11 protein-coding genes and 1 pseudogene are annotated in these 13507 nt (G+C 40.1%); 2 read left to right on the forward strand and 10 right to left on the reverse strand.

Annotated features, from left to right (window positions below; translation table 11 throughout):
- Positions 1 to 16: 16 nt before the first annotated feature.
- The 9 genes and pseudogenes from manA to IYQ23_RS04965 form a co-directional block, all read right to left on the reverse strand.
- Positions 17 to 961 (reverse strand): mannose-6-phosphate isomerase, class I, encoded by a 945-nt coding sequence (gene manA / locus IYQ23_RS04925; protein ID WP_106100304.1) that lies wholly within the window; start codon positions 959 to 961, stop codon positions 17 to 19.
- A gap of 30 nt (positions 962 to 991) precedes the next feature.
- A complete protein-coding gene (locus tag IYQ23_RS04930; RefSeq protein WP_106100303.1) occupies positions 992 to 1717 on the reverse strand; it encodes a GntR family transcriptional regulator in 726 nt (241 codons plus the stop codon).
- A gap of 33 nt (positions 1718 to 1750) precedes the next feature.
- Positions 1751 to 1876 (reverse strand): annotated as a pseudogene (locus IYQ23_RS04935) (PTS cellobiose transporter subunit IIC); the annotation flags it as partial.
- Between the two features lie 344 nt (positions 1877 to 2220).
- Complete coding sequence (locus tag IYQ23_RS04940; RefSeq protein ID WP_195674271.1) at positions 2221 to 3981, reverse strand: ABC transporter ATP-binding protein; 1761 nt, start codon at positions 3979 to 3981, stop codon at positions 2221 to 2223.
- The gene (locus tag IYQ23_RS04945; RefSeq protein ID WP_195674272.1) at positions 3971 to 5737 is read right to left on the reverse strand and encodes an ABC transporter ATP-binding protein; all 1767 of its coding nucleotides are present in this window, start codon (positions 5735 to 5737) and stop codon (positions 3971 to 3973) included. Before IYQ23_RS04945 ends, IYQ23_RS04940 begins: the two co-directional genes overlap by 11 nt.
- Entirely contained in the window at positions 5730 to 6188 is a 459-nt protein-coding gene (locus tag IYQ23_RS04950; protein ID WP_003039423.1) for a MarR family winged helix-turn-helix transcriptional regulator, read from the reverse strand. Before IYQ23_RS04950 ends, IYQ23_RS04945 begins: the two co-directional genes overlap by 8 nt.
- A 157-nt stretch (positions 6189 to 6345) precedes the next feature.
- Positions 6346 to 6756 (reverse strand): peptide deformylase, encoded by a 411-nt coding sequence (locus tag IYQ23_RS04955; protein ID WP_195674273.1) that lies wholly within the window; start codon positions 6754 to 6756, stop codon positions 6346 to 6348.
- Positions 6757 to 6824: 68 nt separating this feature from the next.
- The gene (gene scrK / locus IYQ23_RS04960) at positions 6825 to 7724 is read right to left on the reverse strand and encodes a fructokinase ScrK (protein ID WP_106100298.1); all 900 of its coding nucleotides are present in this window, start codon (positions 7722 to 7724) and stop codon (positions 6825 to 6827) included.
- A 280-nt stretch (positions 7725 to 8004) separates the two neighbouring features.
- Positions 8005 to 9903: a sucrose-specific PTS transporter subunit IIBC gene (locus IYQ23_RS04965; protein WP_195674274.1), complete on the reverse strand. Its 1899-nt coding sequence runs from the start codon at positions 9901 to 9903 to the stop codon at positions 8005 to 8007.
- Positions 9904 to 10094: 191 nt separating this feature from the next.
- Between IYQ23_RS04965 and IYQ23_RS04970 the strand changes: the two genes are divergently transcribed.
- Positions 10095 to 11552, forward strand: a complete 1458-nt coding sequence (locus tag IYQ23_RS04970) for a sucrose-6-phosphate hydrolase (RefSeq protein ID WP_195674275.1) — start codon at positions 10095 to 10097, stop codon at positions 11550 to 11552.
- The gene (locus IYQ23_RS04975) at positions 11533 to 12498 is read left to right on the forward strand and encodes a LacI family DNA-binding transcriptional regulator (protein ID WP_003031743.1); all 966 of its coding nucleotides are present in this window, start codon (positions 11533 to 11535) and stop codon (positions 12496 to 12498) included. Before IYQ23_RS04970 ends, IYQ23_RS04975 begins: the two co-directional genes overlap by 20 nt.
- A gap of 74 nt (positions 12499 to 12572) precedes the next feature.
- Here the strand turns inward: IYQ23_RS04975 and IYQ23_RS04980 are convergent, their stop codons facing one another.
- Positions 12573 to 13397, reverse strand: a complete 825-nt coding sequence (locus tag IYQ23_RS04980; RefSeq protein WP_195674276.1) for a Cof-type HAD-IIB family hydrolase — start codon at positions 13395 to 13397, stop codon at positions 12573 to 12575.
- Positions 13398 to 13507 lie beyond the last annotated feature (110 nt).

Consider the following 13507-nt stretch of genomic DNA (forward strand, 5'->3'; position numbering starts at 1 on the left):
TTCTATATAAAAGATATTACGGATGACTAACAATCATTTCAAGGTCTTGCCCCTCAAAAGTCCACGCTTTCACGTCGCTTGGTAAGATGAAGTGATCTCCTTTTGCGATTGGATACGTTTCTCCATCTACGGTCAGCACACCTCGCCCTGCCAGCACACTTACAAGTGAATAAGCAGCTGTTTTCTCGATATCCACTTTTCCTGATACTTCCCATTTGTAAACAGCAAAGAAATCACTAGCTACTAAAAGCGTTGACATCAAATCATCTGCTTTCACCGTAACTGGACGGCTATTGGCCGGCGCACCGATATTGAGCACATCAATGGATTTTTCTAAATGCAGCTCGCGCAGATTGCCTTTAGCATCTTTTCGGTCAAAGTCGTAGACACGATAGGTGGTGTCGCTAGACTGTTGCGTTTCTAAAATCAAAATACCCGATCCAATGGCATGCATAGTACCGCTTGGAACATAGAAGAAATCCCCAGCCTTGACTGGCACCTTGGTTAATAGTTTGTCCCATTCTTTCTTTTCAATCTGCTGGCGCAACTCTTCTCGTGACTTGGCATTGTGCCCATAGATGATTTCTGCTCCTTCATCTGCAGCGATCACATACCAGCACTCTGTTTTTCCCAACTCCCCTTCGTGCTCCATAGCATAATGATCATCTGGGTGAACCTGAACACTGAGCCAATCATTGGCATCCAAGATTTTGGTTAAAAGCGGAAAAACAGGCTCGCTGCTGTTACCAAATAACTCTCGGTGTTCTGCATAGAGCTGATCCAAGCCCATACCAGCAAAGCGACCGTTTTTAATCGTAGATACGCCATGCGGGTGAGCCGAAATCGCCCAGTATTCGCCTACTTTATCACTGGGAATTTTATAGCCAAATTCATCTCGCAGCTTCGTTCCGCCCCAGATTTTTTCCTGCATAACAGATTGTAAAAATAATGGTTCTGACATCATTTCCTCCTTTAATATTGCACAAATGACTTAAATATTTTTAACATCTAAAAGAGAATACCCTCTCGTGTCAAAGCGATTGCGGCTTTTCGAATACTCAATCGGACGTCCAGTTTCCAGATAAACAACTTGCTCCACCTGCAAAATCGGATCTGTCTCTTGGCAAGCCAAATAGTTTTGGTCATATTCATCTGGCTTTTCAGCTGTGATATGGCGATAACTTCCGGCAAATTTTAAGTTTAATTCATCCCATAAATAAGCATAGATAGACTGAAGCAAAATGCTCTCATCCAACCCTGGCACCAAGTCACACGGCATATACGTGTGCTCCAACACATAAGGTTGGTCATCAAGCAGACGCAATCGTATAATTTTATAAACCGGTACTGTCATTTCCACTTGCAGGCGCTCTGCAATCTCAGCTTCTGGAAATTCAACTGCAAATTGAATAATCTGGCTCGTTAATTTTCGCTCATCATTTTTTAAATCTTGACTCAAGCCATTGTAGTTATTCAAGCGAAATTTTGAATCTTCTTTATCCCAAAAGGATGAATTTAACACTCTCGTCCCATTCCCTTGTTTGGAAAAAATAAGTCCCTCAATGGTTAAAATCTCAACAGCTTTTTTTATAGTCATTCGGCTGACACCGAACTCTTTTGATAATTCAGACTGAATAGGCAACATGGAGTCTACTGGGTAGACTCCACTTGCAATTCTATCTCGAAGTATATTGGCGATTTCTTCGTATTTAGGCATAAGATAGCTCCTGCAAATCTGTCTTTCATATCATTATAATACAGAATCAGGTTGTTTGTCCAGCATACGAAGGAATGGATACCAGATAAATCCAACAATCACCATATCCACTAACTGAAGGACACCACCTAAAATGGAATTAGTTGCCATCATACCACTTTTTTCCTTGATACTCTAACTATACTATATTTTAAAATAAATGTCTATACTTTTCGAATAAAAGGTTGGCTTTTTACCAAAAATATAGAATTATAATATTATAATATAGAATTTTTTATAAAGGAGAAAATACAGGTCATTTCTTTAAAGAACTATCTGACAAAAATGATTTTGAAGATTGAATTTAGCAAAACTCCCCAAGGATTCTGATACCTTGGGGAGTTTGTGTTCAACTATTCCTTTTCTAACAAAAAAAGTAAATCAACAGTCAAAAAAACAGAAACTCTTCTCAGATCATTTTGACCAAGAAGAATTTCTGTCTTACTTACTATCTTCAATTCATTTTACGCATACTCTGCGTCTTCATCGAATTGACTATTGTAAAGATCAGCATAGAAGCCATTTTTTTCCATCAATTGATCGTGATTTCCTTGTTCAATGATATTACCATCACGCATGACCAAAATCAAATCAGCATTACGAATGGTCGACAAGCGGTGAGCAATGACGAAAGAAGTCCTTCCCTCCATCAACTTATCCATCGCTTTTTGAATCAGCTCTTCCGTCCGTGTATCAACAGATGAAGTCGCTTCGTCCAAGATAAGTAATGGAGCATCTTTAAGAAGGGCACGCGCAATGGTCAGCAATTGCTTTTGCCCAACAGAGAGACTCACAGTATCGTCCAGCACCGTATCATATCCTTTTGGCAAAGTCTTGATGAAGTGATGAACCCCAACAGCTTTGGCAGCTGCCACAACTGCTTCGTCAGAAATATTTTTCTGATTGTAAATCAAATTTTCCTTAATCGTTCCCTCAAATAACCAAGTGTCTTGAAGAACCATGGAGAAGGCATCGTGTACCTCAGAACGTTTCATTTGCTTTGTATCAACACCGTCAATTGTAATACGACCCTTATCAATCTCATAAAATTTCATGAGCAAGTTGACAATGGTCGTCTTCCCAGCACCGGTCGGGCCGACAATGGCAATTTTTTGCCCTGCTTTTGCATTGGCAGAAAAATCATGAATAATTGTTCGATCCGGATTGTAGCCAAAGAATACATTATCAAAGGTAACATCACCCTTTAAAATTGTGAGCTGTTGAGACTTGTGCTCATCATTTTCCATTTCCGGCTCTGCTAAAAACTCAAATACACGCCCCATAGCAGCGCTAGCTTGTTGAAGAGTAGTAATCCCTTGTGCAATTTGTGACAACGGTTGAGAGAAAATCCGTACATATACCATAAAGGCAACAATCGTTCCCATAGTGACATCGCCATTCAAGGCCATGCTCGCCCCAACCAAAACAACCATAACGTAACCGAAGTTCCCTACAAACATCATAAGCGGCATCATAATCCCTGAAATGAATTGTGATTTCCACATACTGTTGTAAAGGTTAGTATTAAGTGTTTGAAAGGCTACTTTGGATTCGTCTGTGGCATTGTAGCTGACAATGACATTATGCCCAGAGTACATTTCTTCCACATAGCCATTGACGCTGGCAAGATTTTCTTGTTGCGCTCGGAAGAATCGTTGAGATTTTCCCATAATCAAAGCAACAAAGGCAAAGCCAATCAAGACTGAACCAATCGTTACAAAGGACAAGACCACATTATTGTAAAACATCATAAAGAGAACTGCAATGAGAAGCAAACTTGATGAAATCACCGTTCCCAAACTTTGGTTCAAAGATTGCCCAACAGTATCCACGTCATTTGTGACCCGCGAAAGAGTATCTCCTTGAGAATGACTATCAAAATACCGCAATGGTAATTTATTGATTTTTTCAGCAATAGCTGTCCGCAAGCGTTTGGAGAAATGCTGAATAACAGATGAAATGATAAAAGATTGAACGTAATTTAACAAAGCACCTGCTGCGTACAAAATCGCTAAGAAAAGAGCAATATTAGAGATCGCCTGCAAATCAATCTGACTTCGCATTCCTTCTGTGATGAGGTTCGTAATTTCTTTTAATTTGTCCGGTCCATAAACTGTAATAATACTAGACACTGCCGCTCCCACAAATGCAATGAGCAATGGAAGCTGAAAACCTTTGAGATAAGGTTTCACTTGGCTAAATAAAGACGATTTTTTATTTTCCATTTTCCAATTCCTCCTTCGATAATTGTGAGTAAGCAATTTCTTGATAAACTGCGTTCGTTGCCAGCAATTCTTTATGAGTACCCTGACCGACTACTTTCCCTTTATCCAATACCAAAATCTGATCGGCGTCCATAATGGTTGAAATCCGCTGCGCCACAATCAATCTCGTTGTGTCCTTCACTTTTTTCGCTAATTCTTCCCGCAAAATGCGGTCTGTCTTATAGTCCAGTGCTGAAAATGAATCATCAAAAATCAAAATTTCAGGCTTGCGAGCAAGCGCACGCGCAATTGCCAAACGTTGCTTTTGCCCACCAGAGAAATTCGTACCGCTTTGTGCAACTTCAGATTGCAAACCGTCTTCTTTTTCTTCAACAAATGATTTAGCCTGTGCCAAATCAAGTGCAGCCCACATTTTTTCGTCATCCAATGGGCTTTCATTGCTTTGCCCAAAGTCTAAATTACTCTTGATATCACCAGAGAAGAGGACAGCTTTTTGTGGAATGTAGCCAACTTTCTTATGCAAATCTTCCAGCTGATAATCTTTGACGTTTACGCCATCCACTAAAATTTTTCCTTCTGTCACATCATAGAAACGAGGAATTAAGCTGATTAAAGTGGATTTCCCAGAACCGGTTGATCCAATGAAAGCTACGGTTTCACCTGCTTTAGCTGTAAAGCTAACATGTTCGATAACAGCCTCAGAATTTTTAGCATAGCGGAAAGACACATTGTCAAATACCACTTCACCTTTGACATCTTTCGCTATTTTTGGCTCTGTTGGAGACTCAATCGTTGAATATAAATCAAGCACTTCATTGATCCGTCCGGCAGACACCAAGGTACGAGGTAGAATGATAAAAAGAGCCCCCATAAGCATGAAGCCTATCACCACTTGCATGGCATAAGACATAAAGACGACCATATCACTAAAAATTGGCAAACGTTCTGGTAAGGCTGCGTCTTGAATCAAGTAAGCCCCAATCCAATAAATCGCCAAAGTCAAGCCGCTCGAAATCCCCATCATAATTGGATTTAAAATCGCCATGAGACGACTGACAAAGAGATTCAAACGAGTCACTTCATCATTAGCTCCTGCAAACTTGTCATCTTGATAGTCTTCAGCGTTATAAGCCCGAACAACACGAATCCCTGTTAGACTTTCACGCGTAATACTATTTAACTTATCAGTCAACCGTTGAATAACAGATTGCTTTGGAAAGGCAAGTGTCATCAGGACTGTTGTCATGATAACATTCACAATCACAGCCACAATAACTGCCCACAGCCAGTATTCTGATTTCCCAATGATTTTCGTAATCGCCCAAATCGCCATGATTGGCCCACGCGTCACAACTTGCAAGCCCATGGTAATCATGAGCTGAATTTGCGTAAGATCGTTGGTTGTCCGCGTCAAAAGACTCGGAATAGAGAATCGCTTAATCTCAGCGTCTGAATAATCCAGCACACGATTGAAAATATCTGACCGCAAACTCGTTGTAAAGCTAGCCGCCAATCTAGCCGCAATAAAGCCAACTGTCACAGCACTAAGAAAGCTCGCAAAAGACAGCCCAATCATTTTCAAACCTGGATCCCACAAATCAGAAACTACTGTCCCCCTCATCTGTAGGAGTTCCGTAATTTTTGAAATATAAGTTGGAACCTCTAATTCCAAATAAACTGTTAAACAAGTAAACAAGATACTGATGACAATCATCCCTACTTCTTTGACAGTTAAACGTTTAAACAATTTAACCATTCGTTTCTCCTTTTTCTAATTTTTCAATATTCTGGTAAAATTTCCCCATCACTTGAAAAAAAGTAACCAAATCTTCTTCTGAAATATCTGTCAATAGGCAACGATCCATTTCATCAAAAAAATCACGAATTTTATTCATGCGCTCCTTTGATTCCGGCGTTAAACGAATAATCTTAGCGCGTTTATCGGTCTCACTTACTTCCAGATAAATCAAGCCATTCTTCACCATTCGCTTCATTAAATTACTGGCAACGGACTTAGTAATGCCCAACTCCTGCTCAATATCTTTAATAAAGGTCATCTTATCACAGTCTTCGCGGTGATTCACAAAATGCAATACCTGCCCCTGCGGACCCGCCATAAATTCAATTCCTCGCTCTTTGGCAATTTTTTGAATCATTAGATGTGTTTTTCGTCCAAATCGCTTGAATTCCAATAATGGTTTTTCCATTTTGACTTCCTTTCAAATAGTTCTCTAGAGAACCAATTGGTTTCCATGAGAACTATTTTACTATAATTTAAACGAATGTCAAGAAAAAAGTTCCTATGAGAACTATTTTTCTGACCAATTAAAAACCCAGTACTATAAAAGCTGAGTTTTCAGGTCATTAAATCAAAATCCCTTCCAAATGATCCAGTTCATGCTGGCAGATTTGTGCGGGAAAATCTTTCAAAGTCAGCGTTTGCTTTTGCCAATGTTGGTCCAAATACTCAACTGTAATCTCTTTATAACGAGTTGTCAAGCGACTCCCCACAAGTGACAAACAGGATTCTTCCGCTCGGTAAGGAGATGACTTCCTTTTCAAAATAGGATTGAACATGATAACAGGCACCATACCATACATAAAAATAATGACCTGCTTCTGCACTCCAATCATATTGGCTGCCATTCCGACACACTTATCTTGGTTCGCTCTTAAGGTATCGAACAAATCCTGCCCGATTCCGACATCTTCTTTACTTGCTGGTTGTGCTTTCTGCTGCAAAACCAACATATCTTTTACAATTGGTTTAATCATTTTCTTCCTTATATCAAAAAAAGAGCAAGCTCATTCAATATTCGCTTACTTGCTCTTAAACCGTTTGCCTATCCTTTGGCTTTTTCGCTGACTTTTTTAGCTAAGACAAAGTTTCCAAGTGTCGCTGACCCATTTCCTGCAACCGCTGGCGTTACAATGTAATCACGTACATCTGGAACAGGCAAATAACCATTCAACAAAACTGTGAACTTTTCACGAACGCGATCCAACATATGCTGTTGCGCCATAACACCTCCACCAAAGACAATCACATCAGGGCGGAATGTCACTGTCGCTTGAATTGCTGCTTGCGCAATATAATAGGCTTGAATATCCCAAACAGAGCTGTTTAGTTCAATATTTTCACCTCGAATGCCTGTCCGGGCCTCTAAACTAGGTCCAGCAGCTAGCCCTTCCAAACAGCCATTATGGAATGGACACACTCCATTAAATTCTTTTTCCACATCCATTGGGTGTTTTGCAACGTAGTAATGTCCCATTTCTGGATGACCCGTCCCACCAACAAATTCACCACGTTGAATGGCGCCAGCACCAATTCCCGTTCCAATAGTATAATAGACCAAATTTTCAATTCGTCCGCCTGCATTATTTCGTGCCACTACTTCACCATAAGCAGAGCTATTAACATCTGTCGTAAAGTAAATCGGTACATTTAAAGCACGTCGCAAAGCACCGACAATATCGACATTTGCCCAGTGTGGTTTAGGTGTCGTTGTAATAAAACCATACGTTTTTGAATTAGGATCAATGTCAATCGGACCAAATGAACCCACCGCAAGACCAGCTAAATTCTCAAAACGAGAGAAAAATGCAATCGTCTTATCCAACGTTTCAATCGGTGTGGTCGTTGGAAATTGTGTTTTTTCAATTACTTCAAAGTTTTCATCTCCAACCGCACACACAAATTTTGTACCACCAGCTTCTAGGCTTCCATACAATTTTGTCATTTCAAAACCTCTTTTTATTTTGTTTTCTTCTCTTCTCTATTCATTATAGCATATCATCGTATGACTTCTGAGTAAAAATCTTACTTTTTCTTCTCTTTTTCAAAGAAAAGGGAGTGGGAAAGAACGGGAAAGAGTTCGTTTCCCACCCCTGCACAGTTGATTGACAACTTTGAGACGTGAAGGGAGCAAAGAAAACAATCAACCGCTGTGTTAATGTGTTTTGTTAACCAAAAGTGAAGAAGCTGAACCTTTTTGCTCAGCCTCTTATCACATTATACGGTTAGGCTTTTAGCTCAATCACAGCATCGCCTTTCGCTACTGTACCCTCTGCAACAGGAGTAACAGAAGCATAATCAGCTGTGTTGGTAATAATCACCATAGTTGTGTCATCAAGACCAGCGGCTGCAATTTTCGCAGCATCAAATGTACCAAGAACATCGCCAGCTTTCACCTTATCACCTTGAGCAACTTTTTGATCAAATCCGTCACCGTTCATAGAAACTGTGTCAATACCTACGTGAATCAAAATTTCAGCACCATCTGCCGTTTTCAAGCCGTAAGCGTGACCAGTTGCAAATGCGATTGTCACTTCTGCATCCGCAGGAGCATACACAACACCTTCACTAGGTTTCACCGCAACTCCTTGTCCCATAGCACCGCTAGAGAATACTGGATCATTGACATCTTTCAAGTCAACCATTTGACCAACGATTGGAGAAATGATTGTTTCATCAGAAAGGACTGGCGCAGCTGCTTCATTAGCTTCTACTACTTCTTTTGCTTCAGTCACTTCTTCTTCAGCATCTTTGTAACCAAATGCGTAAGTCAAACCAAATCCAAGACCAGTAGTTACAAGTACCATAAAGATATATTGAAGAACTTGACCATTCAGATAGAGAAGCGTACCTGGGATAATAGTAATACCAAATCCAGTACCAGCAAGTCCAAGAATAGAAGCTAACCAACCACCAGCAGCACCGGCAACAAGACCAAGTACAAATGGTTTACCATAACGTAAGTTTACCCCGAAAATAGCTGGTTCAGTAATTCCAAGACCTGCAGAGAGAGCAGCCGGGAAGGCAAGAGCTTTTAGTTTTTTAGATTTTGTTTTTACACCAACTGCAAGAGTTGCACCCGCTTGGGCAGTCATAGCAGCTGTGATGATCGCATTAAAGGCATCTTTTCCTTCATTTGCAATCAATTGTGCTTCTAGTAAGTTGAAGATATGGTGAACACCAGTTACCACGATAAGCTGATGCACACCGCCAAGGATGAGACCAGCTAAGCCAAACGGTAAGGCAAGAATAGCTTTTGTCGCAGCAAGAATGACATTTTCAAGTGAGTGGAAAATTGGACCAATGACAAAGAGCCCAAGAACTGACATCACAAGGAAGGTCAAGAATGGTACAACAAGCAAATCAAGCACATCTGGAATTTTCTTATGCAACCATTTTTCAAGTTTCGCACCAAGTAGTCCAATGAAGAAGGCTGGCAATACTGAGTTTTGATAACCAACTACTGGAATGAAACCAAAGAACATGATTGGCTTTGCAGCACCAGAAGCTACATCCCAAGCATTTGGAAGAGCGGTATTTACCAACATCAAACCAAGTACAATACCGATCACTGGATTCCCACCGAATACACGGAAAGCTGACCAAGAAATCAAAGCTGGGAAGAAGGCAAATGCTGTATCTGTCAACACAACTGTGTAAGTATAGAAGTCTGACGCAGCAAAGGCTTTTGAAGTTGTTCCAAATAACCCAAGAATCGTATCATTATTAATCGCACCACGAATCCCCATGAAGAGACCTGTTGCTACGATTGCTGGCAGGATTGGCACAAATACGTCACCAAATGTACGAACGGCACGTTGGAACCAATTTCCCTTTTTAGCTGCTTCTGCTTTTTGCTCACCAGTTGAAGATGTAGGCAAACCAAGCGCTACCACTTCATCATAGATTTTATTCACTGTACCAGTACCAAAGATAATTTGGTATTGGCCTGAGTTAAAGAAAGCTCCCTGAACCTTTTCAAGATTCTCAACTCTGTCTTTATCAATCTTAGCTTCATCTTTGACCATGACACGCAGACGGGTCGCACAGTGAGCAACACTACTTACATTGTCACGTCCGCCAATGGCCTCAATGACTGCTTTTGCAATGTCCTTATTTTCCATTTGCATCTCCTTATTGAAAATAATTAACTTTTATGAAAGCGATTTAATCGCTCCTACGACTATTATTTTAACATGATTTCAAAATATGTCAAGCGTTTTGCAGAAATTTTATTTTTTTCTATTAAAAAGTTGATTTTTTCAGAGAAAACGTTTACTATATAAGTAAGAAAACTATCTCGGAGGACAAAAGATTGGCTTGGACTACTAAACAACGTTACAAACGCTATGAACAATGGACTGAAAACGAAATCCAACAGATAAAAAATAAAATCGCTACATCACCTTGGCGTGCTACCTACCACGTAGAGCCTGATACGGGACTGCTGAATGACCCAAATGGTTTTTCCTATTTTGACGGAAAATGGATTGTCTTCTATCAAAATTTTCCATTTGGTGCAACTCATGGGCTCAAGTCTTGGGTACAACTGGAAAGTGATGACCTCGTACACTTCACAGAAACCGGTGTTCGTGTTCTGCCAGACACCCCATTAGACAGTCACGGTGCTTACTCTGGCTCTGCTATGCAGTTTGACGACAAACTTTTCCTATTCTATACTGGAAATGTCCGTGATGAGAATTGGGTTCGTCACCCTTACCAAATCGGCGCTTTGCTGAACAAAGACGGACATATTCAAAAACTAAACAAAGTCTTGATTGAACAACCTCAGGACGCTACAGATCATTTTCGTGATCCTCAGATTTTTAACTACCACGGACAATTTTACGCCATTGTTGGGGAACAAAACCTTGACAAAAAAGGCTATATCAAGCTTTATAAAGCGGTTGACAACGATTATACAAACTGGGAAGAAGTCGGTAATTTAGACTTTGAAAATGACAACACCGCCTACATGATGGAATGTCCAAATCTTGTCTTTATTGATGATAAGCCAATTTTGCTCTACTGTCCTCAAGGTTTATCAAAAGAAGTCACTCCTTATGACAATATTTATCCAAATATGTATAAAATAGGTCAATCGTTTGACACAAAGAAAGCAACAATTGTTGAACCTAGTCCTCTGCAAAATTTAGATTATGGATTTGAATGCTACGCCACTCAAGCTTTCAATGCTCCTGACGGACGTGCCTTAGCTGTCAGCTGGCTAGGATTACCAGATATTGCCTATCCATCCGACCGTTTCGACCACCAAGGAACATTCTCTTTGGTCAAAGAATTAACCCTAAAAGACGGTAAACTCTATCAATACCCTGTCCCAGCTATCACATCCTTGCGCACAGATAATAGCCAAACATTTGCTAATCAAGCGCAGACAACGAACTGCTATGAATTAGAACTAGAATTTACAGCTGATTCCCAAGCTGAAATCGTCCTCTTTGCAGATCAAGAGCATAAGGGGTTACGCATTTGCTTTGACATCAAAAATGGTCAAGTAACAGTTGACCGTAGTCAAGCCGGTGAGCAATACGCTCTTGAATTTGGTACTGTTCGTAGTTGTACGATTGAAAACCAAGCTACAACTGCTACTATCTTCATTGATAAGTCAGTTTTTGAAATTTTTATTAACAAAGGAGAAAAAGTATTTTCAGGTCGCGTTTTCCCTCATGAAAACCAAAACGGTATTTTTATCAGCGAGGGAAATCCAACTGGAACTTACTATGAATTAGATTATGGTCGCGAAGTTAACTGATGTTGCAAAAATTGCTGGAGTCAGCCCAACCACTGTATCTCGTGTAATTAACAAAAAAGGCTACCTCTCAGAAAAAACGATTACAAAAGTCAATGAGGCCATGCGCGAGTTGGGATACAAGCCCAATAATCTCGCTCGTAGCTTACAAGGAAAATCCGCTAAACTGATTGGATTGATTTTCCCAAATATCAGTCACATCTTTTATGCCGAACTCATTGACAAATTAGAACATGAGTTATTCAAAAGAGGCTACAAGACAATCATCTGCAATAGCGAGCACAATTCAAGTAAGGAAAAAGAGTATCTGGAGATGCTAGAAGCCAATCAAGTGGATGGCATTATCTCAGGTAGCCACAACTTAGGCATCTCTGATTATGACCGTGTAACAGCTCCCATTATCTCTTTTGACCGCAACTTATCCCCTTCCATTCCTGTTGTATCTTCGGACAACTATGCTGGTGGTGTCTTGGCTGCAGAAACCTTGGTCAAATCCGGTGCCCAAAATATCATTATGATTACCGGAAATGATAATTCAAACTCCCCGACAGGTCTCCGCCATGCAGGTTTTGCTTCCATTCTACCTGATGCACCAATTATCAATGTATCAAGTGACTTCTCTCCTATTCGCAAAGAAATGGAAATCAAAAATATTTTAAAACATAGAAAACCTGATGCCATTTTTGCTTCAGATGATCTGACAGCCATTTTAATCATGAAAGTCGCTCAAGAATTGGAAATCAAAATTCCAGAGGATCTAAAAGTCATCGGTTACGACGGAACTTATTTTGTAGAAAACTACTATCCCCAACTAGCCACTATACAGCAACCATTGAAAGATATAGCTTGTTTACTGGTAGATTTGTTGCTTCGAAAAATTGCTGGTGAAGAAGTTGTGACAACCGGCTACTTTCTTCCCGTCCACCTCTCTTCAGGAAAGAGTATTTAATACTGTGAGATAGTTAACCCCCCCACTTAAGTATTGAGAAATCTTAAGTGGGGGTTAGTGTTTATTCGTTGTTCCTATATTTTATCTGCCAGAAGCACATCATCAATAGCCTGCGCACAGCCACCGTGGTCGTTATCTGCCACAATAATATCTGCCAAACCTTTGATATTCTCATTGGCATTTCCCATAGCGACACCAAAACCTGCTTCGCGAATCATGCTTTCATCATTGTCAGCATCCCCAACAGCAATGATTTGTTCCATAGGGAGTTGCAAATATTGAGCCAGGTGAGCTAAACCTTGCCCTTTTTCAACATCCCGCGCTGTTAGTTCAAGACCACTTACTTCTGATTTTATCATGGCAATATCCTCAGATAACAAAACCTCATACGATTGATCTCGTTCATCAGCTGTTAAGTGATAGATGTTGATCTTACCAAAATTTTCTCTTTCCTTTGCTAACAAATCACAGATATTATCTACTAATACCGCTGTTTCATCATACAGTTCAGTATAAATTTCCATATAGTAGTTCGCAATGTTCTCAAAATGAGAGCGCTGAAGATAGCCTTGTCCATTTATCATACCGACCACCATTAAATCGTGAGCTTCTGCCAACGCCTTCACTTTATCCACCACAACAGCAGGTAATGTTTGCTCCGCTAAAGTTTGCTTCATTTCCAAATCATAAATCAATGCACCACTAGCAAGAACGGCATAGCGAATCCCTTGCAAATCTTTTTTATAAAGACCTAGTTCTGACAGAGAGCGCCCTGTTGAAAGTGCAACTTGTTTTCCAGCTGCATGCGCTCTGTCAATAGCTGCAATACTACTTTTAGCAATCGTCTTTTGACTGGTCAAAAGCGTTCCATCCATGTCAAATGCAATCAATTGATACATAACATTTCTCCTTTTTTCTACTAAAATTAGTATAGCATAAAAGCTCAAAAATAGTTAAAAAGCTCAAAACCATGTTATCAAAAACGTTGGTTTTAAGCTTTTTTATTGTC

The sequence above is a fragment of the Streptococcus sp. HF-100 genome (genome assembly GCF_015594635.1).
Taxonomy (GTDB): domain Bacteria; phylum Bacillota; class Bacilli; order Lactobacillales; family Streptococcaceae; genus Streptococcus; species Streptococcus vaginalis.